This is a genomic window from Yoonia sp. R2-816 (genome assembly GCF_046762905.1).
In the GTDB taxonomy this organism is placed as follows: Bacteria; Pseudomonadota; Alphaproteobacteria; order Rhodobacterales; family Rhodobacteraceae; genus Yoonia.
In genome coordinates this window covers 175,459-198,593 of record NZ_JBKQXN010000207.1, presented here as the reverse complement: position 1 = coordinate 198,593, position 23,135 = coordinate 175,459, and the positions used below count along the sequence as shown (strand labels likewise).

The 23,135-nt window shown below is 57.8% G+C and carries 22 protein-coding genes and 1 tRNA gene; 15 read left to right on the top strand and 8 right to left on the bottom strand.

Going from position 1 to position 23,135, the window contains the following annotated elements; all coding sequences use genetic code 11:
• Positions 1-18: 18 nt before the first annotated feature.
• The 4 genes from zwf to ACFWW2_RS13280 all read left to right on the top strand — a co-directional run bounded on the left by zwf (position 19) and on the right by ACFWW2_RS13280 (position 4,352).
• Positions 19-1,473 (top strand): glucose-6-phosphate dehydrogenase, encoded by a 1,455-nt coding sequence (zwf, locus tag ACFWW2_RS13295; protein ID WP_393928560.1) that lies wholly within the window; start codon positions 19-21, stop codon positions 1,471-1,473.
• Positions 1,474-1,564: 91 nt separating this feature from the next.
• Positions 1,565-2,236: a 6-phosphogluconolactonase gene (gene pgl, locus ACFWW2_RS13290; RefSeq protein ID WP_393928559.1), complete on the top strand. Its 672-nt coding sequence runs from the start codon at positions 1,565-1,567 to the stop codon at positions 2,234-2,236.
• 3 nt (positions 2,237-2,239) lie between these two features.
• Positions 2,240-3,838: a glucose-6-phosphate isomerase gene (gene pgi, locus ACFWW2_RS13285; protein WP_393928558.1), complete on the top strand. Its 1,599-nt coding sequence runs from the start codon at positions 2,240-2,242 to the stop codon at positions 3,836-3,838.
• A gap of 46 nt (positions 3,839-3,884) precedes the next feature.
• Complete coding sequence (locus ACFWW2_RS13280) at positions 3,885-4,352, top strand: prepilin peptidase (protein WP_393928557.1); 468 nt, start codon at positions 3,885-3,887, stop codon at positions 4,350-4,352.
• A gap of 160 nt (positions 4,353-4,512) precedes the next feature.
• Here the strand turns inward: ACFWW2_RS13280 and ACFWW2_RS13275 are convergent, their stop codons facing one another.
• Complete coding sequence (locus tag ACFWW2_RS13275) at positions 4,513-5,271, bottom strand: DeoR/GlpR family DNA-binding transcription regulator (RefSeq protein WP_393928556.1); 759 nt, start codon at positions 5,269-5,271, stop codon at positions 4,513-4,515.
• 170 nt (positions 5,272-5,441) lie between these two features.
• Here ACFWW2_RS13275 and glpD point away from each other — a divergent pair, with 170 nt between their 5' ends.
• From glpD to ACFWW2_RS13260, 3 genes are all read left to right on the top strand, one after another.
• Positions 5,442-6,983, top strand: a complete 1,542-nt coding sequence (gene glpD / locus ACFWW2_RS13270; protein ID WP_393928555.1) for a glycerol-3-phosphate dehydrogenase — start codon at positions 5,442-5,444, stop codon at positions 6,981-6,983.
• A 26-nt stretch (positions 6,984-7,009) separates the two neighbouring features.
• The gene (glpK, locus tag ACFWW2_RS13265) at positions 7,010-8,500 is read left to right on the top strand and encodes a glycerol kinase GlpK (protein ID WP_393928554.1); all 1,491 of its coding nucleotides are present in this window, start codon (positions 7,010-7,012) and stop codon (positions 8,498-8,500) included.
• Between the two features lie 225 nt (positions 8,501-8,725).
• Positions 8,726-9,010: a hypothetical protein gene (locus ACFWW2_RS13260; RefSeq protein ID WP_393928553.1), complete on the top strand. Its 285-nt coding sequence runs from the start codon at positions 8,726-8,728 to the stop codon at positions 9,008-9,010.
• Between the two features lie 50 nt (positions 9,011-9,060).
• Here the strand turns inward: ACFWW2_RS13260 and ACFWW2_RS13255 are convergent, their stop codons facing one another.
• Positions 9,061-9,669, bottom strand: coding sequence for a gamma-glutamyl kinase (locus tag ACFWW2_RS13255; protein WP_393928552.1), 609 nt, complete (start codon positions 9,667-9,669; stop codon positions 9,061-9,063).
• 193 nt (positions 9,670-9,862) lie between these two features.
• On the opposite strand from ACFWW2_RS13255, the gene recA reads away from it, so the two are divergent.
• From recA to ACFWW2_RS13235, 4 genes are all read left to right on the top strand, one after another.
• Positions 9,863-10,945 (top strand): recombinase RecA, encoded by a 1,083-nt coding sequence (gene recA, locus ACFWW2_RS13250; protein ID WP_393928551.1) that lies wholly within the window; start codon positions 9,863-9,865, stop codon positions 10,943-10,945.
• Between the two features lie 162 nt (positions 10,946-11,107).
• On the top strand, positions 11,108-13,765 hold the full coding sequence (gene alaS / locus ACFWW2_RS13245) for an alanine--tRNA ligase (protein WP_393928550.1): 2,658 nt from the start codon (positions 11,108-11,110) through the stop codon (positions 13,763-13,765).
• The gene (locus ACFWW2_RS13240) at positions 13,762-14,049 is read left to right on the top strand and encodes a DUF1330 domain-containing protein (protein WP_342070832.1); all 288 of its coding nucleotides are present in this window, start codon (positions 13,762-13,764) and stop codon (positions 14,047-14,049) included. The genes alaS and ACFWW2_RS13240 overlap by 4 nt, the downstream gene beginning before the upstream one ends.
• Before the next feature lie 20 nt (positions 14,050-14,069).
• Positions 14,070-14,516 carry an MOSC domain-containing protein gene (locus ACFWW2_RS13235; protein WP_393928549.1) on the top strand — a complete coding sequence of 149 codons (447 nt, stop codon included), beginning with the start codon at positions 14,070-14,072 and terminating at the stop codon, positions 14,514-14,516.
• Between the two features lie 53 nt (positions 14,517-14,569).
• Here ACFWW2_RS13235 and typA read toward each other — a convergent pair whose 3' ends face one another.
• The 4 genes from typA to ACFWW2_RS13215 all read right to left on the bottom strand — a co-directional run bounded on the left by typA (position 14,570) and on the right by ACFWW2_RS13215 (position 18,614).
• Positions 14,570-16,387 (bottom strand): translational GTPase TypA, encoded by a 1,818-nt coding sequence (gene typA, locus ACFWW2_RS13230; protein WP_393928548.1) that lies wholly within the window; start codon positions 16,385-16,387, stop codon positions 14,570-14,572.
• Between the two features lie 108 nt (positions 16,388-16,495).
• On the bottom strand, positions 16,496-17,128 hold the full coding sequence (locus tag ACFWW2_RS13225; RefSeq protein WP_393928547.1) for a DUF4328 domain-containing protein: 633 nt from the start codon (positions 17,126-17,128) through the stop codon (positions 16,496-16,498).
• Positions 17,129-17,230: 102 nt separating this feature from the next.
• On the bottom strand, positions 17,231-18,439 hold the full coding sequence (locus tag ACFWW2_RS13220) for an NADP-dependent isocitrate dehydrogenase (protein ID WP_393928546.1): 1,209 nt from the start codon (positions 18,437-18,439) through the stop codon (positions 17,231-17,233).
• Between the two features lie 98 nt (positions 18,440-18,537).
• Positions 18,538-18,614 (bottom strand) — tRNA-Ile (locus ACFWW2_RS13215).
• A 287-nt stretch (positions 18,615-18,901) separates the two neighbouring features.
• On the opposite strand from ACFWW2_RS13215, the gene purM reads away from it, so the two are divergent.
• The 4 genes from purM to ACFWW2_RS13195 all read left to right on the top strand — a co-directional run bounded on the left by purM (position 18,902) and on the right by ACFWW2_RS13195 (position 22,247).
• Positions 18,902-19,942, top strand: a complete 1,041-nt coding sequence (gene purM, locus ACFWW2_RS13210; protein ID WP_393928545.1) for a phosphoribosylformylglycinamidine cyclo-ligase — start codon at positions 18,902-18,904, stop codon at positions 19,940-19,942.
• Positions 19,939-20,535 (top strand): phosphoribosylglycinamide formyltransferase, encoded by a 597-nt coding sequence (gene purN, locus ACFWW2_RS13205; protein ID WP_393928544.1) that lies wholly within the window; start codon positions 19,939-19,941, stop codon positions 20,533-20,535. The genes purM and purN overlap by 4 nt, the downstream gene beginning before the upstream one ends.
• Before the next feature lie 89 nt (positions 20,536-20,624).
• Complete coding sequence (gene rnd, locus ACFWW2_RS13200) at positions 20,625-21,782, top strand: ribonuclease D (protein WP_393928543.1); 1,158 nt, start codon at positions 20,625-20,627, stop codon at positions 21,780-21,782.
• Positions 21,783-21,839: 57 nt separating this feature from the next.
• Positions 21,840-22,247: a SufE family protein gene (locus tag ACFWW2_RS13195; protein ID WP_393928542.1), complete on the top strand. Its 408-nt coding sequence runs from the start codon at positions 21,840-21,842 to the stop codon at positions 22,245-22,247.
• Between the two features lie 51 nt (positions 22,248-22,298).
• Here the strand turns inward: ACFWW2_RS13195 and ACFWW2_RS13190 are convergent, their stop codons facing one another.
• Together ACFWW2_RS13190 and ACFWW2_RS13185 are read right to left on the bottom strand one after the other, a co-directional pair.
• Positions 22,299-22,922, bottom strand: a complete 624-nt coding sequence (locus ACFWW2_RS13190; RefSeq protein ID WP_393928541.1) for a DUF1638 domain-containing protein — start codon at positions 22,920-22,922, stop codon at positions 22,299-22,301.
• Entirely contained in the window at positions 22,915-23,091 is a 177-nt protein-coding gene (locus ACFWW2_RS13185; protein WP_393928540.1) for a hypothetical protein, read from the bottom strand. The genes ACFWW2_RS13190 and ACFWW2_RS13185 overlap by 8 nt, the downstream gene beginning before the upstream one ends.
• Between the last annotated feature and the right edge of the window lie 44 nt (positions 23,092-23,135).

The window sequence follows — 23,135 nt, the reverse complement described above, 5'->3', positions numbered from 1 at the left end:
TAGAAAGCGGAGTAAGCCATGGTCTCTCGCGTCATTCCAGTGGAAACCTTTGATCTGGTCATATTCGGGGGGACCGGCGATCTGGCGCGCCGCAAGATCCTGCCCGGCCTGTTCCGCAGGTTTCTGGCCGGTCAGATGCCTGCAGGATCCCGGATTATCGGGGCGGCCCGGTCTGAATTGGATGCCGCTGCCTATCGCGAGATGATTGATGATGCCGTGGCCGAGTTTGGCGGCGAAGAATACCGTAACAAGAAGGGGTTAGAGGCCTTTCTTCAATGTATCGAATATGTCGCGATTGACGCCAAGGGCGAAGGTGGCTGGGCCAAGCTGGCTGAAATCGTGCGTCAGGATGTGGTCCAGGCCTTCTACTTTTCCGTGGCACCTTCCTTGTTTGGTGATCTGGCAGAACGGCTGCATACTAACAAGATCGCGAATGCAAGCAGTCGGATCGTGGTGGAAAAACCGTTTGGCCGTGATCTGGACAGTGCCCGCGCATTAAACGCAACGCTGGCCGCACATTTCGACGAAAGCCAGATTTACCGGATCGACCATTATCTGGGCAAAGAGACGGTTCAGAACCTGATGGCGGTCCGCTTCGGCAATGTGTTGTTCGAGCCGCTTTGGAACAACCACTATGTCGATCATATCCAGATTACGGTTGCAGAAACCGTCGGTGTCGGTGGGCGCGGGGCATATTATGATAAGTCCGGTGCGATGCGCGATATGGTGCAGAACCACCTGATGCAGCTATTGTGCCTGATCGCGATGGAGCCACCCAGCCAGTTTGGGGCCGATGAGGTGCGAGACGAAAAGCTGAAGGTTATCAGGGCATTGCAGCCCATAGATTATCATCATATTGTGCGCGGCCAATATGATGCCGGGCCGGATGGCCCCAGCTATCGCGCGGATGCTGAAAATCCGCGCAGCTTTACTGAAAGCTTTATCGCGATGCGCTGTCACATTGCCAATTGGCGGTGGGCTGGCGTGCCGTTCTACATGCGTACCGGTAAGCGGATGAAGGCGCGGTCATCGGAAATTGCCGTTGTCTTCAAGGATCTCGGCCATTCGATTTTTGAAGGTGACGAGGCCCGCCATCGCAATATCCTGTCGATCCGGTTGCAGCCGAATGAAGGCATGGATTTGCAGGTCACCATAAAAGAACCGGGTCCGGGTGGCATGCGGCTGATCGATGTGCCGCTGGACATGACCTTTGCCGAGGCGTTGGGTGATGAAGAACACGAGGTGACGGACGCCTATGAGCGTCTGATCATGGACGTGATCCGCGGCAACCAGACCCTGTTCATGCGCGGTGATGAGGTCGAGGCCGCATGGGCCTGGACCGATCCACTGATCGAAGGCTGGGAGGCGCGCAATGACGTGCCCAAGCATTACGACGCGGGGTCGGCAGGGCCAGAGGATGCGATGATGCTGATGCATCGCGATGGCCGCAAATGGCGCGAAATCAAGGGCTGACGCCGGTCTGCAGAACACGTACAGATGGCGTATATCGGGCGTGTACACACTTGATCAAAACGTCTGACACATCACCATGGGGGCGAAGGCGATGAAGGTAGTCGAATATCCGGACGCGGAGATGATGATGATGGATCTGGCCGATACCCTGGCCAGTGAGCTGAAGAATTGTCTACTGGTGCATGAACATGCGTCCTTTGCCGTGCCGGGTGGTACGACCCCCGGCCCGATCTTTGACAGCCTGTGTGCCGTCGATCTGGACTGGTCGCGCGTGCATGTGATGCTGACCGATGAACGCTGGGTGCCGGAAACGTCAGAGCGGTCGAACACACGGTTGCTGCGCGAGCGTCTGCTGATCGAAAAGGCGGCGGCTGCGGTTTACGTCCCGCTTTACGCGGAAGCCGAGACGCCAGAAGATAAACTTGATGATCTGGCAAAATCGCTGGAACCGGAATTGCCGATTTCCGTCATGTTGCTTGGGATGGGGGCGGATATGCACACCGCGTCGATCTTTCCCGGGGCGGACCAGCTGGATCGCGCGTTGCATGGTGATGATCATTTGGTCGCGATGCGCGCCCCCGGTGCGCCGGAGCCGCGCATCACGCTTTCGGCCAAGGTGCTGAAAAGCGCGATGAGCCGTCATATGGTCATTGTTGGTGGCGAAAAGCGTGCTGCGCTGGAACGTGCCCGCCATTTACCCCCCGAAGAGGCGCCGGTCGTCGCCATCCTGCCTGGTACGACCGTGCATTGGGCGGAGAGCTGAGCTATGTGGGATAAGTTGCGTGCCCATCATGCCAAGGTTGCCGACCGCCGTTTTGAGAGCCTTGTGGACGCGGATCGCGCTGCCGATTTTTCGGCGCAGGCGGGCGATATGCTGCTGGATTACGCCAAGACGAATATCGACGTAGAGGGGCGTGCGCTGCTGATCGATCTGCTGGAGCGGGCGGGCGTAGCCGCCAAGCGCGAGGCGATGTTCAGCGGCAAGCCGATCAATGAAACCGAAGGCCGGGCCGTGCTGCATACTGCGCTGCGCAATCTGGATGGTGATCCGGTTTTTGTTGATGGTGCGGACATCATGCCGGGTGTTCTGGAGACGCTGGCCCGGATGGAGGATTTCGCGACCGATATTCGCGAGGGCCGATTTGCCGGGCAGGGCGGCAAGATCACCGATGTGGTCAATATCGGGATTGGCGGTTCAGACCTTGGGCCTGCCATGGCGGTCAAGGCGCTGGCGCCCTATCACGATGGCCCGCGCTGTCATTTCGTCAGCAACGTGGACCCGGCGGATATTGCCGGTGTGTTGCGCCAATGTGATCCCGCGACCACCTTGGTCATCGTCGCCTCCAAGACCTTTACGACGATCGAAACCATGACCAATGCCCGCACCGCGCAGGCCTGGATGGGTGAGGTTGTCAGCGATACCGGTGCGCAATTCGCCGCGTTGTCGACGGCAGAGGACAAGACCACCGATTTCGGGATTGATCCGTCTCGTGTGTTCGGTTTCGAGGATTGGGTCGGCGGGCGGTATTCGGTCTGGGGCCCGATCGGTCTGTCGCTGATGATTGCCATCGGACCACAGGCGTTCAAGGCGTTTCTGCGCGGCGGGCAGGCGATGGACACGCATTTCCGCGCGGCCGCGTGGCATGAAAACCTGCCTGCGTTGTTGGCGCTGGTGGGGATCTGGCACAATCAGGTTTGTGGTTATGCCACCCGGGCTGTGTTGCCTTATGATAATCGTCTCAGTCGCTTACCAGCCTATCTTCAACAATTGGAGATGGAGAGCAACGGCAAGGGAGTCAGCATGGATGGCGCCGATCTGGAGGTTCCGTCCGGTCCTGTTGTCTGGGGTGAACCGGGGACGAACGGGCAACATGCGTTCTATCAGCTGATCCATCAGGGCACCCGCGTGATCCCTTGTGAATTTCTGGTGGCTGCGCGGGGTCATGAGGATGATCTGCACCATCAGCACCAGTTGCTGGTGGCCAATTGTCTGGCACAGTCAGAGGCGCTGATGCGCGGGCGGACACTGGATGAGGCACGCGCAAAAGTGGCAGACCGGTTTGAGGGGGCTGAACTGGAACGCCAGGCCAAGCACCGCGTCTTTCCCGGCAATCGTCCAACGGTGACAATTGCCTACCCCCAACTAACACCGTTTGTGTTGGGTCAGATTATCGCGCTCTATGAACATCGGGTTTTCGTTGAAGGGGCGGTTTTGGGGATCAATTCATTTGATCAATGGGGTGTTGAGTTAGGCAAGGAACTGGCCACCGCACTGCAGCCTGTGGTCGAAGGAAAGTCGGGGGTTGAGGGCAAGGATGGCTCAACTGCCGCACTTGTCGGGTTTTTGCAGAGGAACGGGGTGTAATCCACCGGTGGCTTTGCCATAAGGGCGCAGGGCGTCCAAAGAGGAAATGAGCGGAATGATCGCGCAATACGCACTCTACCTGATCGGACTTGTCCTGATCACTGCGATGTTATTTGAGCTCAGGTCGGGTAAAATCCCGAACTGGCTGACACTGGTGCCGTTTGTGGTTTTCATTGCGGTTGCAGTCACGGTTGAGGATCGATCAGCACTGCTCTGGCAATTAATGTTGGCTGTGGCTGTCTTTGCCGTGGGCCTGCTGTTGTTTGCGTTTGTGGGGTTCGGTGCGGGTGCTGTCAAACTGATGAGCGGGCTGGCGCTGTTCGTCCCGGTGTCAGAGGCGTTGACCGCAACGGCTGTTTTTGTTGCGTCAGTTTTCCTGACCGGCTTTGTGGTGATTCAAGCGCGAAAGTTCATCGGAAATGAAGAAAGCAATTGGCATGTTCTGCGCGGTAAAAGCACACCGATGAGCGTGCCATTGGCGATGGCGGGCCTTGGCAGTTTTTTTGTTTTCTGACAGTCGTTTATCGTAAGATGGGTTTGAACCCATATTTGTTGCCGCCTTTCAGGAAAACTGATCTTCTGACCTTCATGATCGTTCCAATTTCCAAGTCTGCCGAAGAGGCTCCAGCGGTTTTCGTCCGACATTCTTGCGGTGTGATAATCGGACATAAGATCTAAACCAAAGCAATTTTCGTTCCCCAGTCGGCGCACTGGTTGATCAGCGCCTCGGATGGGACCCGATCAGTCACGAAATGATCCATCTGCGCGAGTGAGGCGATCTTGACCGGGGCCTTGCGTGTGAATTTCGTACTATCAGCCACAAGGATCGTTGACCGCGCGGCCCTGATCACTTGTTGGCTGACGCGTATTTCTTCGGGGTCGAAATCCAGTAGATCGCCGGAAAGGTCGATCGCTGACGCCCCAATCACGGCGAAATCCACTTTGAACCGATCGATGGCGATCGCGGCCAGGTCACCGACCAGACCCCCGTCGGACCGGCGCAGCAGGCCTCCTGCAACCACCACATCGCAGCTTGGGTTGTCAGCCAGAATATTCGCGACGTTCAGATTGTTCGTCACCACCATCAGGTTGCGATGGGTCTGCAGGGCGTGGGCCACGGCCTCGGTCGTGGTGCCGATGTTGAGGAAGACAGACGCGCTATCGGGGATCAGCTGGGCGGCACGGCGGGCGATCTTGATCTTGGCGTCCCGGTTCAGCGCCCGCCGGTCGCCATAGCCGATATTACTTACCCCGGATGGCAGAACTGCGCCGCCATGCACACGTTCTAACAGCCCTGTCGCACAAAGCTGGCGCAGGTCGCGACGGATCGTCTGGACCGCGACACCCAGATTGATTGCAAGGTCAGTCGCCGTGACCTTGCCGTGCTTTTGCGCCTCATTCCGGATTAGGGCGTGTCGCTGGGATGTTTCCATATGTTCGGTTTGCGGATTATGCGAACGATTGGCAAGCCATTTTCTTTATATTTATTGGAAAACTTGGTTTCGTTTCGTGTTCGTTCGTCGCGGGGCGAACATATTGCAGCACTGCGCTTGCGCCGGCAGGACAGGGGGCCTAGCAGGCAGTCGAACATATGGGGCACATCATGCAAACGGATTTCGACCTTTTCATCATCGGCGGCGGAATCAATGGCTGCGGCATTGCGCGCGACGCGGCAGGGCGCGGGCTGAAGGTCGGGTTGGCCGAGATGAATGATCTGGGGTCGGCTACATCTTCGGCCTCGACCAAGCTGTTCCATGGCGGGTTGCGTTATCTCGAGTTTTTCGAGTTTGGACTGGTTCGCAAGGCCCTGATCGAACGCGAGGTGTTGCTGCGGGCAATGCCGCATATCAGCTGGCCGATGCGCTTTGTACTGCCCTATCACAAGGATATGCGGTTCGAAGGGGACACGCCAACGTCAAAACTTCTGTCGTTGTTCATGCCGTGGATGAAAGGGCGCAGGCCTGCCTGGCTGATCCGGCTGGGTTTGTTTCTTTATGACAATCTGGGCGGGCGGAAAATCCTGCCTGGCACCTGGACGGTGGATCTGACCAAGAACCCGGTCGGTGGCCCGCTGAAGGACAAGTTCAAGCGCGCCTATGAATATTCCGATTGCTGGATTGAGGATTCGCGGCTTGTCGTCCTGAACGCCCGCGATGCAGAGGAGCGTGGCGCGAAGATCATGACGCGTACCAAGGTCATCAGCGCGGAGCGGGTCGAAAACCATTGGAAGATCGTCCTGGAAACCAGTGGCAAACAGACCGTTTATACCGCCCGTGGGCTGGTCAATGCTGGCGGTCCGTGGGTTGAAAATATCGTCCGGCAGGTGGCGCGGCAGAACACCTCCGAAGGGGTGCGGCTGGTGCGGGGTAGTCACATCGTTACGAAAAAGCTGTTCGACCATCAAAAGAGCTACTTTTTTCAGGGAGAGGATGGGCGGATCATCTTCGCTATCCCTTATGAAACTGATTTCACCCTGATCGGGACGACAGATGCAGAGCATGAAGACCTGTCCGAAAAGCCTTATGCAACGGACGAAGAACAGGATTATCTATGCAACTTCGCATCGCAGTATTTCGAGAAACCAGTGACTCGCGATGATATCGTCTGGACCTATTCCGGGGTGCGTCCGCTTTACGATGACGGGGCCAAATCGGCGACGGCGGCGACCCGTGATTATGTGCTGTCGCTCGATGACAATGGCGCGCCGTTGTTGAACATCTTTGGCGGCAAGATCACGACCTATCGCAAACTGGCCGAAAACGCGCTGAAAAGGCTGACACCGCTCTTGGGCGGGTCCGAACCCTGGACGGCGGGCGCACCCTTGCCCGGAGGCGATTTCCCGGTGTCACGGCGCGATGCGTTGGTGGCGGATTTGCAGGCCAGCTACAGTTTTCTGACGCCATTCTGGGCCTTGCGTCTGATCCGCGCCTACGGCACCGAAGCGGCACAGATACTGGGCGATGCCAAATCAGCGGCTGATCTTGGGCAGGATTTCGGGGCGACCCTGACCGAGGCCGAGGTCAAATGGCTGATGACCCGCGAATACGCCCGCACGGCCGAGGATGTCGTCTGGCGGCGCAGCAAGCTGGGCCTGCGGATGACGCCTGATCAGATTGCGGCCCTTGACGCATTCATGGCGGCTTGAAACAAAACGACAAACGGGGGGACACCATGACCAATATTCTGGCCATCGATCAGGGCACCACATCCAGCCGGGCGATTATTTTTGACGCCGAGATGCGCGTGAAAGCCACCGCGCAAGAGGAGTTCTCCCAGCATTTCCCGCGCTCTGGCTGGGTTGAACATGATCCGTCCGATATATGGTCCTCTGTCGCGTCCACCTGCCGTGGGGCCATCGAAAAGGCGGGGATCACCGCCGCAGATGTGGCCGCCATCGGCATCACCAACCAGCGCGAAACAACGTTGGTTTGGGACGGGAAGACAGGCGAGCCGATCCACAATGCCATCGTCTGGCAGGACCGGCGCACCGCCCCGTTTTGCGAGGAGCTCCGCAAGGAAGGGTTCGAGGCGACGATCACGCAGCGCACCGGGCTGCTGGCTGATCCCTACTTTTCCGGCACCAAGGTGCATTACATTCTAAACCATGTTGAGGGGGCCAAGCCACGGGCAGCGGCTGGCGATCTGCTGTTCGGCACTGTCGATTGTTATCTGATCTGGAAGCTTACTGGTGGCAAGGTTCACGCAACCGACGCGACCAATGCGGCCCGCACGATGCTCTATGATATTCGCAAGGGACGGTGGAGCAGCACGATCTGCGAGCGTTTCGGTATCCCGATGTCCATGTTGCCAGAGGTGCGGGACTGTGCCGCTGATTTCGGTACGACGCGCGCTGATCTCTTTGGCAAGGAACTCCCCATTCTTGGCGTGGCTGGCGATCAGCAGGCGGCGACCATCGGGCAGGCGTGTTTCCAGCCCGGTATGCTGAAATCCACCTATGGGACGGGGTGTTTTGCGCTGCTCAATACCGGCGATACGCTGGTCGAAAGCCAGAAACGCCTGCTGGGCACCATCGCCTATCAGTTTGATGGCAAACCGACATATGCGCTCGAAGGGTCGATCTTTATCGCAGGGGCTGTGGTGCAATGGCTGCGCGACGGGCTGAAGATCATTCGCGAGGCAAGCGAGACCCAACCGCTGGCCGAGAAAGCAGATCAGGGGCAGGAGCTCTACATGGTTCCCGCCTTCACTGGCCTCGGCGCTCCATACTGGGATGCGGAGGCGCGGGGCGCGATTTACGGCCTGACCCGCAATTCGGGACCGGCCGAGTTCGCCCGTGCCGCGCTGGAAAGTGTTGGTTTTCAGACGCGGGATTTGCTGGAGGCCATGAAAAGCGATTGGCAAACATCTGATACGGCTGGTGTTTTGCGCGTAGACGGCGGGATGAGCGCCTCGGACTGGTCGATGCAGTTCCTGTCCGACATCATCGGCGCGCCGGTGGACAGGCCCAAGGTTTTGGAGACAACGGCACTGGGCGCGGCATGGCTGGCGGGGATGAAGGCTGGGGTCTATCCCGAACAAGCAGGCTTTGCCGCTGAATGGGCGCTGGATCGGCGGTTCGAACCCGCGATGGATGAGGCGACCAGAGAGCGCCGGTATGCCGGGTGGCAGGATGCGGTGAGGCGGACGCTTTCCACGCGGTGATGTAGCCTGCTTCCGACACGGACTTGCAGTGAAGAGTGGCCAGTCATGATGCACTCTTCTATGATTTGGGTATGATATTGACCGTGATAAAGAAGCTCGAGCGTTCCAAGTGGTTTTCTAGGACACTCGCGCCTGTTTCTGGGCTTCATTTTCGTTGCAGTCTTCATCGCTCCGATCCTGACAGGTCAACGGTATCAGATCATTACTGGTTTGGCATACGTATTAGTGTTCCTGAGCATTGGGGTTGGCATGTTGGCAGGCAGTGCTTTGGCCGACCAAGGCCGCAAGCACAACTGGGTCGTTGATGATGAGTTGCACGCGCGTTTGCAGAACGCTGTGAGCTTGTTTTTCGGCATTTTTGTACCAGGGATTGTCAGTTTGTTGTTGAGTCTTATACAAGGCATCGACTTTGAGGTGCCGTCGGTTATAGCGATTTTTGGAGCCGCTACCTTTGCAGCAGTCATAGGCTATATTGTCCCTCCGGATATACCGCGAGACAAGGAAGATTAGGCAGGCTATTGGTCTGCAACCATTATGTAGTTTGGGGGCGGATTCCGGGCCTAGCCAGAGATTTCTCTCCGCCCCAACTCCCACACCTCAAACTCCGCTGCGCGTTTGTCGCGTAGCCTTGCCTCGACAGCGGGCGACAAAGTCAAATCCATCTTTGGCGACACGTTCTTCTGCTTCAGCGTGATCGTCATCTCCAGCCGCTCCTCCAGATAACCGATCACCTTGTCCCACTGCTCATACTGGAACAAATGCTGCACGCCGACTTCGCCATCGTTGATCCGCAGGAACTTGTTCTGTGATCCCACATTCGCAAAGGGGGCGGGGGTGCCTTTGCAGTATTCCAGCACAAAATCATCGAAACTGACATCGCGAGTGGAGTTTTCATGGCCGATCAGGTCATCCCGCGTCCGGTAACGATACCAGCTGCCCAGCCAGTCGATCGGGTTGCGCACCACGGCCATCAGTTCCGGTTTCTGCCCGCCGGCCTGTACGAAAAACGGCTTGAGGAATCGTTTGTAGCGGTAACAGGGGGCATGTTTCAGGTGCGGCGGGTCGCGTAATACCATCGACGCGCGGGGGGCCAGCGCGCCTTCGAGCGCGGTTGATCCGGTCTTGGGCACAGCCAGCAGAACAAGATTTTCCTTCCAGAAAACAAGCATTTGATCGGTGTCCTTCGTCCGCCTTGGAACCTTTTCTAGGGCATAAACCACTCTTTAACCACTCTTAGCAGAGGCTGAGACAGGAAAATTTTAGTTGCAATGTTCTCTTTTTGATCTCATTAACAGTGAGAACACAAGAAGAACAAAGCAGTGATTGCCGCCCTTGAAGGCGCATGAAATAAGGACAGGAAATATGGCAACGGCAGAACTCCTCAAAATGACTGACAAGAAGACCGCGGATAAGGAAAAGGCGCTGGAAAGCGCGCTGGCACAGATCGAACGGCAGTTCGGCAAGGGCTCTATCATGAAGCTCGGCGGTCAAAACCAGATGGCCGATATCGAGGCGACATCGACCGGTTCACTGGGTCTGGATATTGCGCTGGGAATCGGTGGTTTGCCCAAGGGCCGGGTGATCGAGATTTACGGGCCTGAATCGTCCGGTAAGACCACGCTGACCCTGCATGCGATTGCCGAAGAACAGAAAAAAGGCGGCGTTTGCGCGTTTGTTGACGCCGAACACGCGCTGGACCCGCAATATGCCAAGAAACTGGGCGTGAATCTGGATGAATTGCTCATTTCTCAGCCCGACACAGGCGAACAGGCATTGGAGATTGTGGACACGCTGGTGCGCTCTGGTGCCGTCAATATGGTGATTGTCGATTCCGTCGCGGCCCTGACGCCAAAGTCGGAGCTTGAAGGCGATATGGGCGACAGCAGCGTCGGTGTACATGCCCGTCTGATGAGCCAGGCGATGCGCAAGCTGACCGGGTCGATCAACCGCTCTGGCTGTATGGTGATTTTCATCAACCAGATTCGCATGAAGATCGGTGTCATGTTCGGGTCTCCGGAAACAACCACAGGCGGGAATGCTTTGAAGTTCTACGCCTCTGTCCGGCTCGATATCCGCCGGATCGGTGCGGTCAAGGATCGTGATGAGGTGGTTGGTAATGCCACACGCGTGAAGGTGGTCAAGAACAAGGTGGCCCCGCCTTTCAAGCAGGTGGAATTCGACATCATGTATGGCGAGGGGATTTCGAAGACCGGCGAATTGCTCGACCTTGGGGTCAAGGCTGGTGTGGTCGAAAAATCCGGTGCCTGGTTCAGCTATGGCGATGAACGGATCGGGCAAGGGCGTGAGAACTCCAAGCTGTTCCTGAAAGAAAACCCCAATATTGCGCATGAGATCGAAGACAAGATCAGAGCCGCCCATGGTCTGGATTTTGATCTGCCAGAGGGCGGAATGGACGATGGGGATGACGACCTGGTCGAGGTTTAAGGCACGCAGACGGCGACTGCTGAAACGCCCGCACCGCAATGCGGTGAAGAATACTCCGGAAAAAGGGTGCTGCATTGCGGCACCCTTTTTGCGTTGGCTGTGGACAGTGTGCGGGTGCAGGGCTATTTCTCCGGCCTAACGCAATCCAATGAGAACCTTGTCATGACCTCTCTTGCTGACATCCGCGCGACCTTTTTGAACTACTTCGGCCAGCAGGGGCACGAGGTCGTAGCCTCCAGCCCGCTGGTGCCGCGTAATGATCCGACACTGATGTTCGCGAATTCGGGTATGGTGCAGTTCAAGAACCTGTTCACCGGGGTCGAGACCCGCGACTACACAAGGGCCACCACTAGCCAGAAATGCGTGCGTGCGGGCGGTAAGCATAATGACCTCGACAATGTGGGCTATACCGCCCGGCACCTGACGTTTTTCGAAATGCTGGGGAATTTCAGCTTTGGTGACTATTTCAAGGAAGCCGCCATTCCCTATGCATGGGAGGTGCTGACCAAAGAGCTTGAAATCCCCAAGGAAAAGCTGCTGGTCACGGTTTACCACACAGATGATGAGGCCGCTGATATCTGGAAGAAAGTTGCCGGATTGTCCGATGACAGGATTATCCGGATCGCCACGGACGACAATTTCTGGATGATGGGCCCGACGGGGCCGTGCGGGCCGTCATCCGAAATTTTCTTTGACCACGGCGATCATATCTGGGGTGGCCCTCCCGGCTCGGCCGAGGAAGATGGCGACCGGTTCATCGAAATCTGGAACCTCGTTTTCATGCAGTACGAGCAGTTCGAGGATGGCAGCCGGACCGAACTGCCCAATCAATCCATTGATACCGGTATGGGGCTGGAACGGATTTCGTCGCTATTGCAGGGCACCAACAATGTCTTTGAAACGGATCTGATGAAGGCGCTGGTCGATGCATCGGCCCATGCCACCTCTACCGGAACCGATGATGATCTGATTGTTCATCACAGGGTCATCGCTGATCACCTTCGCTCGACCGCCTTCCTGATCGCTGAAGGTGTTTTGCCGTCAAATGAAGGGCGCGGCTATGTCCTGCGCCGCATCATGCGCCGCGCCATGCGCCATGCGCATCTGCTGGGCGCCAAGGACCCGGTCATGCATCAACTGGTGCCCGCGCTGGTGCAACAGATGGGTGCTGCTTACGCTGAACTGGGCCAAGGGCAGCGCCTGATTGAAGAGACGCTTCTGAACGAGGAAGTACGATTCAAACAGACCCTCGACCGGGGTTTGAAGCTGCTGGATGATGAGCTGTCCGGGTTATCAGAGGATGCCGCATTGCCGGGTGCGGCGGCGTTCAAGCTTTATGACACTTATGGTTTCCCGCTGGATCTGACGCAGGATGCACTGCGCGAACAGGGGCGCGAGGTTGATACTGCCGGGTTCGAGGCGGCCATGGCCGAACAGAAGGCCAAGGCCCGCGCGGCGTGGTCCGGCACGGGCGAGGCCGCCGATAGCGCCGTCTGGTTCGACATCGCCGATACGCATGGCACAACGGATTTTCTGGGTTATGACACGCTGACCGCAGAGGGTCAGATCGTGGCGTTGGTGGCGGATGGTGAGCAAACCGACAAGGCGGACGGCTCTGTCCAGATCGTGCTGAACCAGTCGCCCTTCTATGCAGAGGCCGGCGGTCAGGTCGGCGATGCCGGGACGATCAGGACCGAAACTGGCACCGCAGAGATTACGGACACGAAAAAGGTCGCTGGCCTGCATGTGCATATCGCGAAGGTCACAGATGGTGCGCTAGCCAAAGGGCAGGGCGCTGAACTGGCTGTGGATGTGGAGCGGCGGGGCAGGATCATGGCGAACCACTCAGCCACGCATCTGCTGAACGAGGCGCTGCGCGAGGCGCTTGGTGACCACGTGGTACAGCGCGGGTCGCTGAACGCCCCGGACCGGTTGCGCTTTGATTTCAGTCATAACAAGGCGCTGAGCCTTGAAGAGCTGGAACAGATTGAGCGCGATGTGAATGCAGTCATCCGCCAGAATGATACTGTCGAAACTCGGGTCATGACGCCCGATGACGCCCGCGCCATGGGTGCACAGGCGCTTTTTGGTGAGAAGTACGGGGATGAGGTCCGCGTGGTGTCCATGGGCCGTAAAACCGACTCTGGCAAGGGCACCGATGGCAACACCTATTCGTTGGAGCTTTGCGGTGGCACCCATGTCAAACAATTGGGTGAAATCGGGGCCTTTGTCACGCTGGGCGACAGCGCGTCCAGCGCCGGGGTGCGCCGGATTGAGGCGCTGACCGGGCAGGCAGCCCTTGATTACCTGCGCGAACAGGATCACCGACTGGCACAGGCCGCACTGGCGCTGAAAGCCCCCGCAACGGAAGTTGCAGATCGGGTGAAGGCACTATTGGATGAGCGCAAGGCGCTGGCCAATGAAGTCGCACAACTGCGCCGCGAACTGGCTATGGGCGGTGGCGCGAAAGAGACCGCACCATCAGAGGTGATCAATGGCGTCGCCTTTCAGGCGCAGGTTCTGACCGGGGTGACTGGAAAGGACCTGCCGTCTCTTATCGACGACATCAAGGCGCAGATGGGCAGCGGTACTGTGCTGCTGATCGCCGATACTGGCGGCAAGGCTGCAGTGGCTGTAGGCGTGACGGATGATATGACGGGCCGGGTCTCGGCTGTGGATATCCTGCGTGCCGCAACCCCCGAACTGGGCGGTAAGGGCGGCGGTGGCCGTCCGGATATGGCGCAAGGTGGTGGGGCATCGGCTGACAACGCCGAAGGCGCAATTGCAGCAGCAAGGAAAGTCTTGGAGGAATTGAAATGAGCGCACTTTGGATCGCACATGTCAAGGTAACGGACGAAGCGGCCTATGGCGAATACGCCAAACGGGCAACGGGTGCCATTGCCGATCACGGCGGCGTCTTTCTGGCGCGGGGCGGGGCCTATGAACAGCTGGAAGGGCCGGACAGGCCGCGCAATGTGGTGGCCCGCTTTCCAAGCCTTCAGGCGGCCCATGACTGCTACTATTCAGATGCTTATCAGGAAGCGCTGAGCTTTGCCAAAGGCGCAAGTCAGCGCGAACTCAGCATCGTAGAAGAGATCGCTTGAAGGGCCATCTGGCTGAAATGATGGCCCGGCACGCGAAGCCCGGTCGGTTGGATTGGATCGGCCTGCGGCCAGCACGTAGAGAGGCAGTGATCAGTCAAAGTTCAGTTTTCATTGACGAAAATGGATTGGTTGGTGATCACGCGTCGGGCGAGAAAAGAGCTGTGACGCTGATCCAGCAGGAGCATCTGCAGGTCATCGCAAGTCTGGCTGGCCTCGAATGCGTGCAGCCCGGACAATTGCGGCGCAACTTGATGGTGTCGGGCGTCAATCTTTATGCGCTTAGAAAATCACGTATCAAGGTCGGGCAGGCGGTGTTGCAGATCGAAGGACCATGCCCGCCTTGTTCGCGTATGGAACAGGAATTGGGGCCGGGCGGTTACAACGCCATGCGCGGTCACGGCGGTTGGTACGCCTCGGTCGTTGGGCCCGGTAATGTATCGCTTGGTGATCCGATGACAACGGCGTAGCCAGACTTTCGAGGAAAGTCTGTTGCCAAAGTTTCTGCGAAACTTTGTGCCGCTCAGCTTGCCCGCGCCTGCCGTTTGCGTTCATGCGGATCAAGATAGCGCTTGCGCAGACGGATTGCGTTTGGCGTGACTTCGACCAGTTCATCATCGTCAATATAGGCGATTGCCTGCTCCAATGACATGGTCACAGGTGTTGTCAGGCGCACCGCCTCATCCGTGCCCGACGCCCGCACATTGGTCAGCTTCTTGCCCTTCAGCGGGTTCACTTCCAGATCGTTATCCCGGCTGTGCTCGCCGATGATCATGCCGGTATAAACCGCTTCTTGTGCGCCAATGAACATCTTGCCCCGATCTTCCAGGTTCCACAGGGCGAAGGCAACAGACGTTCCGTTTTCCATCGAAATCAAGACGCCTTGTCGGCGACCTTCGATCTTGCCCTTATATGGGGTTTGGCCGTGGAACAGGCGGTTCAACACGCCAGACCCGCGCGTGTCGGTCAGAAACTCGCCATGATAGCCGATCAGTCCGCGCGACGGGACATGCGCAATGATGCGTGTCTTGCCCGCACCGGCGGGTTTCATTTCGACCAACTCACCCTTGCGCGGACCGGTCAGTTTTTCGACGACCACGCCGGTATATTCATCATCCACGTCGACAGTGACTTCCTCGACCGGCTCCATCCGCTGACCATCTTGTTCCGTGAAAATCACCTGCGGGCGGGAAATCGACAGCTCGAACCCTTCACGGCGCATGTTTTCGATCAGCACGCCCATCTGCAATTCGCCGCGGCCGGACACCTCGAATGCATCACCACCGGGCGTGTCGGCGACCTTGATCGCGACATTGACTTCGGATTCTTTCATCAGCCGTTCGCGGATGACGCGTGACTGCACTTTTTTGCCATCACGACCTGCAAGTGGGCTGTCATTGATCCCGAACGTCACTGTGATCGTGGGGGGGTCGATTGGCTGAGCGGGAATGGCGGTATCAACGCTCAGATCGCAGATTGTGTCAGCAACGGTTGCCTTGGTCATCCCGGCGAGGGTCACGATGTCACCGGCTTCGGCCACATCAATCGGTTGTTGCGACAAGCCACGAAACGCAAGGATCTTGGACACCCGGAACTGTTCAATCTTTTCACCTGTCCGCGACAAGGCCTTGACCGTTTCGCCGGCTTTCAAAGTCCCTGCCTCGACCCGACCGGTCAGGATACGCCCGATGAATGGATCGGCTGACAGGGTTGTCGCCAGCATCTGAAACGGTTCGTCCTTGCGCGTGATTTGCGCTGGTGTCGGCACGTGATCGACGATCAGATCGAACAGAGCTGATAGATCCTTGCGCGGCCCATCAAGCGTGGCGTCGCACCAGCCCGCGCGGCCGGAAGCATACATGGAGGGGAAATCCAGCTGCTCATCCTCGGCCTCCAGTGCCGCAAACAGGTCAAACACCTCGTCAATCGCGCGGTCAGGCTCCCCATCGGGCTTGTCCACCTTGTTAACCACCACAATCGGGCGCAGGCCAAGCGCAAGCGCCTTGGATGTCACGAATTTTGTCTGCGGCATTGGCCCTTCGGCGGCATCAACCAGCAGTACGACCCCGTCCACCATCGATAGGATTCGTTCCACCTCTCCGCCGAAATCGGCGTGACCCGGTGTATCGACGATGTTGATCCGGGTACCCTTCCATTCAACCGATGTACATTTGGCCAGAATGGTGATGCCGCGCTCGCGCTCGATATCATTCGAGTCCATCGCCCGTTCGGACACGGCTTCGTTTTCGCGAAACACGCCGGACTGTTTAAGAAGTTCGTCAACCAGTGTCGTCTTGCCGTGGTCAACATGCGCGATAATCGCGATATTGCGGATATCCATGGGATCAGCCTTTAGGGATAAGTTGCGGCGCGGATAACGCGAGGCGGCGCGAATGGCTAGTCCCAAACTGACACGAACACGCAGGACGCAAAGTAAAACGACCTAGACCTAGGCAAAAACCTCGGCAGGGTTGTGTTTGGCCTCTTTGAGTGCGCGGATGATCCGAAGGAAAAGGTAGGCGGGGATCAGCCAAAGAACACCCGAGACGATAAAGGCCTGATTATAGCCGATGTAGTCGGGCAGGTTGTTTGGTGGCGACATACGGCCAAGAACTTGATCGACTATATTCATGGCCACCCAGCTGAGCCACCATATGACAAACCATCCCGGAACGGTATCTGCCGTCTTAAACGTCCGCAGCCAGGTCTCTTTCATCGCTCTGTAGGGCATCCAGAAATTGGCAATAGGTACCGCGAACCAACCGACAGCCCATCCGGGGGTGATCGCCTGGCTGTCAGGCGTCATGACTGCTGCATTTCGACTTGCCAGATAGATAAAGCGCCCGTTCACGATGAAAACGAGAATGAGCAGCAGAAGAAAGACAATTGACGTCATTCCGACGACGTTGTCGCTTTGCAACAAGGCCGCATCATCGGTTGTGCCGGAGATGTAGCCGCGGATCACGGCGTTTTGGTACACATGCGCGGCCGAAAGGCCCAGCTGGGCACAGGCATAGGCACATGTGGCCCAGATGGCGCGCCGCCCCGGGCCGGAAAGATCAGTAAATTCGTATTGGGTCATAGGATCATTTCGGTTGCGATGTTCGGATCACGTGAACCAGCGAACTGACAACAAAAAGGCGGCCCATGACAGGGCCGCCTTTTCTGAACAATCGTTGCAGGATTACATCGCCGCGTTCAGGTTTTCGTCGATTTTTTCAAGGAACCCTTCGGTGGTCAGCCATTGCTGATCGGGACCAACCAGCAGGGCCAGATCCTTGGTCATGTGGCCACTTTCGACCGTGTCCACGATGACCTTTTCCAGCGTGTCGGCAAACTTCATCAGCTCTGCATTGTCATCCAGCTTGGCACGGTGCTTGAGCCCGCCGGTCCATGCAAAGATCGACGCGATCGAGTTGGTCGATGTCGCCTTGCCCGCCTGATGCTGTCGGTAGTGACGGGTAACGGTGCCGTGCGCGGCCTCGGCCTCGACAATCTTCCCATCGGGGGTCATCAGTTGCGAGGTCATCAGACCAAGCGAGCCAAAGCCTTGCGCAACAGTGTCGGACTGCACATCGCCGTCATAGTTTTTACAGGCCCAGACGAAGCCGCCGGACCATTTCATTGCGGCGGCGACCATATCGTCGATCAGGCGGTGTTCGTAAGTGATGCCCTTGGCTTCGAACTTGTCCTTGAACTCTTCCTCGAAAATGCGCTGGAAGATCAGCATGAACTGACCGTCATACTGTTTCAGGATGGTGTTCTTGGTGGACAGATAGACCGGCCAGCCGAGGTTCAGACCGTAATTCAGGGAGGCGCGCGCGAAATCCTCGATCGATTTATCAAGGTTATACATGCCCATATAGACGCCGGAGGACGGGGCATCGAACACTTCATGTTCGATCACTTCGCCGTCATTGCCGACAAATTTCATCGACAGTTTACCTGGGCCAGGGAATTTCATGTCGGTCGCACGGTACTGGTCACCATAGGCGTGACGCCCGATCACAATCGGTTGGGTCCATCCGGGCACAAGGCGCGGCACGTTTTTACAAATGATCGGCGCGCGAAAAACCACACCGCCCAGGATATTGCGGATGGTGCCGTTCGGGCTGCGCCACATCTTTTTCAGGCCAAATTCCTCGACCCGGGCTTCGTCCGGTGTGATGGTCGCACATTTGACAGCGACACCGACCTCTTTGGTCTTTTCGGCAGCATCGATGGTGATCTGGTCCTCGGTGCGGTCGCGTTCCTCGATCCCCAGATCGTAGTAGAGCAGGTCCACATCCAGATAAGGCAGTATCAGTTTTTTCTTGATGAAGTCCCAGATGATCCGGGTCATCTCATCCCCGTCCATCTCGACGATTGGGTTCTCTACCTTGATCTTGGACATCTCGTCCCTCCGCATTGCATGGATTCTGCCGCCCCCATAACGCAAATCTTTGCGGACGGAAAGGTGGTATGCATTCGTATACTGAGTGGAGGCAAGGATGGTAGGCCCGGCAGGACTTGAACCCGCAACCAAAGCGTTATGAGCGCTCTGCTCTAACCAATTGAGCTACAGGCCCATCCATTATCCTGCACTACCAGACAGGGCCGGGCCGTCAAGATCAGGATGGGTTTTCGTGTGAAGGATGACGAGGCGGCGACGCTGGAGTAGATACTGACTAACCAAACGCCGGCCGCCCCTATACCAGCGAGACTGACAAGAACTTGAGGAGGGCGCTTCGTCTCACCTATCGTTCTGCAGTCAAAGTATTAACAAACGCTCAACAGAATACACTTTATTTATGTCTTCTTGCGGCCATGCCGCTGATCCGCTATCGCAGCGCCAACGGAAAAACGGGGTGTCGCGATGACAAAAAATGGCCTGACATATGCCGATGCAGGCGTCGATATCGACGCGGGCAACACCCTTGTGGATCGCATCAAACCGGCTGCCAAACGCACTGCCCGTCCGGGCGTTATGGCGGGACTGGGCGGGTTCGGCGCGCTGTTCGATCTGAAGGGTGCAGGCTATGTCGACCCCATCCTTGTGGCGGCCACCGATGGAGTTGGCACCAAGCTGCGGATCGCCATCGATACGGGCAATGTCGACACGATCGGCGTCGATCTGGTCGCCATGTGCGTCAACGATCTGGTCTGCCAAGGGGCGGAGCCTTTGTTTTTCCTTGACTATTTTGCCACCGGCAAGCTGGAGCTTGATCAGGCCACCCGTATCATAGAAGGGATCGCCGCCGGGTGCGCCGCGTCTGGCTGTGCCCTGATTGGCGGTGAAACGGCCGAGATGCCGGGTATGTATCACGATGGGGATTTCGATCTGGCGGGCTTTGCTGTGGGCGCGATGGAACGCGGCGCGGATCTGCCTGCCGACATGGCTGAAGGCGACGTGTTGCTGGGGCTGGCGTCGGACGGGGTGCATTCCAACGGGTATTCACTGGTGCGGCGGATTGTCGATCTGTCCGGGCTGACATGGGCTGATCCCGCACCCTTTGCCGATGCGACCCTTGGTGCGGCCCTGCTGGCCCCGACCCGGCTCTATGTCAAACAGGCGCTGGCGGCGGTCAGGGCAGGGGGTGTGCATGCTCTGGCCCATATCACCGGCGGCGGGTTGACAGAAAATCTTCCGCGTGTCCTGCCAGAGGGGCTTGGCGCGCAGATTGATTTGGGCGCCTGGACGCTTCCCCCGGTGTTCGGCTGGCTGGCCGAAACCGGCGGTATGGCAGAGGCGGAACTGCTGAAAACCTTTAACGCGGGCATTGGCATGGTGTTGGTCGTGGACGCGGACAGCGCCGATGATCTGACGTCAAATCTGACCGCGTCCGGCGAAACGGTCTACCGGCTTGGCAGCGTCATCAAGGGTGACGGTGTCAGCTACACAGGTGCGCTCTTGTGACCAAGCGGGTTGCGATCCTGATTTCCGGCAGCGGCTCCAACATGGTGTCGCTGGTCAAATCCATGACCGGCGATCATCCGGCGCGTCCGGTTCTGGTGCTGTCCAATGATCCAGAGGCGGCAGGGTTGGCCAAGGCGCGGGCGCTGAATGTGCCCACACTCGCCATTGATCATAAACCATTCGGCAAGGATCGAACGGCGTTTGAGGCCGAATTGCATAGGGCCCTGTCAACGGCCAGACCGGATATCATCTGTCTGGCCGGTTTCATGCGCATCCTGACGCCCGAGTTCATCAAGAAATGGGACGGCAAGATGCTGAACATCCATCCATCGCTTCTGCCGAAATACAAGGGGCTGCACACACATGCCCGTGCCCTGGCAGCTGGCGACAGTGAACATGGTTGTTCGGTGCATGAGGTGACAGCAGAGCTGGATGGCGGCCCGGTGCTGGGGCAGGCGCGTATCGCGATCCAGCCTGACGACACGCCCGAGATGCTTGCCGCGCGTCTTTTGCCACTGGAACACCAGCTTTACGCAGCCGTTTTGCGCAAATTTGCCATCGGGGATCGCAGCCAGGTCACAGTTTCCGCCTGATCCGCAGCGTCCTTCTTTCCATGGGCCACCTGATCGCCTATCAATGAACGGCGCTTGGGTGTGGGCCCTGAACGAGTGACGGAACAAGAATGAAAACAATAACCACAACCAAGGACTTGGCCGCATTCTGTGCAGAGGCTGCAAAATGCAGCTATGTCACCGTAGACACCGAGTTCCTGCGCGAGCGGACCTACTATTCCAAACTCTGTCTTGTGCAGTTGGCCTATCGGGATGATGGCGCCGAGGATGCGGTTCTGCTCGATCCGCTCGCCGATGATCTGTCGCTCGAGCCACTTTATGATCTGTTCCGCGATGCAGGTGTCGTCAAAGTATTCCACGCCGCACGTCAGGATCTTGAGATTTTCTATGTCGATGTGGGGGTTATCCCCGAACCGTTGTTTGACACGCAGGTCGCCGCAATGGTCTGTGGCTTTGGCGAACAGGTCGGCTATGAAACGCTGGTGCGCAAGATCGCCAAAGCCGATCTGGATAAATCGTCCCGTTTCACCGATTGGTCGCGTCGTCCCCTGACTGACGCGCAGAAGAAATATGCGCTGGCTGACGTTACGCATCTGCGCGATATCTACGAATACCTGTCTGACCGTTTGGGCAAGTCTGGCCGCAAAAAATGGGTGGCTGAAGAAATGGCGGTGCTGAAAGACCCCGCCACTTATCAAGCCAACCCGGATGACGCATGGAAGCGGGTTAAAACACGCACCACGTCCGGCAAATTTCTGGCCATCGTGCGCGAGCTGGCCCGGTTTCGCGAAACCTACGCGCAGGAACGCAACATCCCCCGCAACCGGGTTTACAAGGACGATGCGCTGGTTGAACTGGCGTCCACCAAGCCGCAGACGGAGCAGGATCTGGGGCGGTCCCGGCTCTTGCTGCGCGAGGCGCGCAAGGGCGACATTGCCCAGGGTATCCTGACAAGCATCAAGACAGGGCTGGCCGTGAAACCCGAAGACATGCCCAAACCCGACAACGACCGGGCCAAACTGCAGGTGAACCCGGCGCTGGCTGATCTGTTGCGCGTGCTGCTCAAGGCCAAGACTGAAAACGAAGGCGTGGCGCAAAAGCTCATTGCCAATTCTGCCGATCTGGATGCGCTGGCGGCAGGCGAACGGGACGTGCCTGCGCTCAAGGGCTGGCGGCGCGAGGTGTTCGGCAATGATGCCCTGCTGCTCTGCGAAGGGCAGGTGGCACTGGCCGTGAAGGGCCAGAAGGTTGTGACCGTCGCGCTTTGATCTGGACGCTGCAGTCTGCGCGCCCTACATCAACGGCAGACAGCTAAAGGCGCATCCATGGCAAACCCCGATTTTGAAGAACTGGTCGAAACCTTTGAATTCCTTGATGATTGGGAAGACCGGTATCGCCATGTCATTGACATGGGCAAGGCGATGGATCCGCTGGAGGATGCGTTGCGCGTGCCCGCCACCAAGGTGGATGGCTGCGCCAGCCAGGTCTGGCTTGTGCCCCAGATCAAGGATGGCACTTTTACCTTTCGTGGCGACAGCGATGCGATGATCGTGCGCGGATTGATTGCCGTGCTTCACACGCTTTACAGCGGCCAGCCGGCTGCCGATGTCTTAAAAATTGACGCCGCTGCAGAACTCGGGCGGCTGGGCCTGAACGACCATCTGTCCGCGCAACGGTCCAACGGATTGCGGGCGATGGTTGAGCGGATCAGACAATCCGCAGCGGCAGCCTAGCCGCGCCAGATTTTTACGAAAAATCTGGGCAAATTTCTGTGTCAGAAATTTTCAGCGCAAAGCCGCGAGCGCTGGTTCCAAATCGCCATAGCCTGTAAAGCGTCGCTCGAACCGCAGCCCGAGCCGCTCGGCGCATGTGCGGGCTTTTTCTGTCAAAGCCGGATCGTCGGTCTGGGCCTGATAGACCAGCGTTTCATAATTGGCGAAATACATGTCGCGCAGGGCAGGATGACGGCCCAGACCCAGCGGCTCCCACACAAAAGCATCGAACTGACGCACCAGAAAATCGGTCAGATAGAACGCCGTCATCTCCTCGCGCGCGGCAAAGCGATCACTGCCTTCAAAGAATGAATAGCAATGCGGGCCAGCCACCATCTTCACATCCAAATCATCACAAGCGGCCTTTAACTGCCCGCCCGTGCCGCAGTCAGCATAAACAACAAAGATATCAGCATACTCGTCGCGGTAGGTCTGCACGGCTTTCCGCACCGCCGGCACAATCCGCTCTGGGTGATTATGCAGGATGGCTGGCAGGCACTGCAGATCAAGATGATCCAGACCATTTGCTGATTTGATCGCCAGTATTTCCCGCGCAAGCGCACCGCAAGCGATCAGCAGGATGCGACCACCCCCGTCAGGCGCAAGCCCGTCACGCGTCAGCGTCGCATCATCCATTGCGCCTTCGCACCGCAACAAACGCAGCTATAGCCACCAAGCCCAACATCACGAACATGGGCATTGGTCGGACCTGAAGGTGGATAGCGATGAGTGACATCAACCAGACGGTCCCGGCCGACGTGGCGATCACGCCAATCACGATAAGTGCAAAGGTTCGAAACGGCATCGGCACTCTCCTTTGTCGCTCTAGATGTGCACGGTCGCCGCGAA

What these genes read in the sequence shown, in the direction of transcription:
- ACFWW2_RS13190 (WP_393928541.1), bottom strand. Translation starts at nt 22,922, where the DNA reads ATGGATGATGCGACGCTGACGCGTGACGGGCTTGCGCCTGACGGGGGT.
- ACFWW2_RS13195 (WP_393928542.1), top strand. Translation starts at nt 21,840, where the DNA reads ATGGCAAACCCCGATTTTGAAGAACTGGTCGAAACCTTTGAATTCCTT.
- ACFWW2_RS13275 (WP_393928556.1), bottom strand. Translation starts at nt 5,271, where the DNA reads ATGGAAACATCCCAGCGACACGCCCTAATCCGGAATGAGGCGCAAAAG.
- ACFWW2_RS13225 (WP_393928547.1), bottom strand. Translation starts at nt 17,128, where the DNA reads ATGACCCAATACGAATTTACTGATCTTTCCGGCCCGGGGCGGCGCGCC.
- rnd (WP_393928543.1), top strand. Translation starts at nt 20,625, where the DNA reads ATGAAAACAATAACCACAACCAAGGACTTGGCCGCATTCTGTGCAGAG.
- typA (WP_393928548.1), bottom strand. Translation starts at nt 16,387, where the DNA reads ATGGATATCCGCAATATCGCGATTATCGCGCATGTTGACCACGGCAAG.
- ACFWW2_RS13255 (WP_393928552.1), bottom strand. Translation starts at nt 9,669, where the DNA reads ATGCTTGTTTTCTGGAAGGAAAATCTTGTTCTGCTGGCTGTGCCCAAG.
- alaS (WP_393928550.1), top strand. Translation starts at nt 11,108, where the DNA reads ATGACCTCTCTTGCTGACATCCGCGCGACCTTTTTGAACTACTTCGGC.
- ACFWW2_RS13185 (WP_393928540.1), bottom strand. Translation starts at nt 23,091, where the DNA reads ATGCCGTTTCGAACCTTTGCACTTATCGTGATTGGCGTGATCGCCACG.
- pgl (WP_393928559.1), top strand. Translation starts at nt 1,565, where the DNA reads ATGAAGGTAGTCGAATATCCGGACGCGGAGATGATGATGATGGATCTG.
- ACFWW2_RS13240 (WP_342070832.1), top strand. Translation starts at nt 13,762, where the DNA reads ATGAGCGCACTTTGGATCGCACATGTCAAGGTAACGGACGAAGCGGCC.
- purM (WP_393928545.1), top strand. Translation starts at nt 18,902, where the DNA reads ATGACAAAAAATGGCCTGACATATGCCGATGCAGGCGTCGATATCGAC.
- glpD (WP_393928555.1), top strand. Translation starts at nt 5,442, where the DNA reads ATGCAAACGGATTTCGACCTTTTCATCATCGGCGGCGGAATCAATGGC.
- glpK (WP_393928554.1), top strand. Translation starts at nt 7,010, where the DNA reads ATGACCAATATTCTGGCCATCGATCAGGGCACCACATCCAGCCGGGCG.
- ACFWW2_RS13220 (WP_393928546.1), bottom strand. Translation starts at nt 18,439, where the DNA reads ATGTCCAAGATCAAGGTAGAGAACCCAATCGTCGAGATGGACGGGGAT.
- ACFWW2_RS13280 (WP_393928557.1), top strand. Translation starts at nt 3,885, where the DNA reads ATGAGCGGAATGATCGCGCAATACGCACTCTACCTGATCGGACTTGTC.
- recA (WP_393928551.1), top strand. Translation starts at nt 9,863, where the DNA reads ATGGCAACGGCAGAACTCCTCAAAATGACTGACAAGAAGACCGCGGAT.
- zwf (WP_393928560.1), top strand. Translation starts at nt 19, where the DNA reads ATGGTCTCTCGCGTCATTCCAGTGGAAACCTTTGATCTGGTCATATTC.
- ACFWW2_RS13235 (WP_393928549.1), top strand. Translation starts at nt 14,070, where the DNA reads ATGGCCCGGCACGCGAAGCCCGGTCGGTTGGATTGGATCGGCCTGCGG.
- pgi (WP_393928558.1), top strand. Translation starts at nt 2,240, where the DNA reads ATGTGGGATAAGTTGCGTGCCCATCATGCCAAGGTTGCCGACCGCCGT.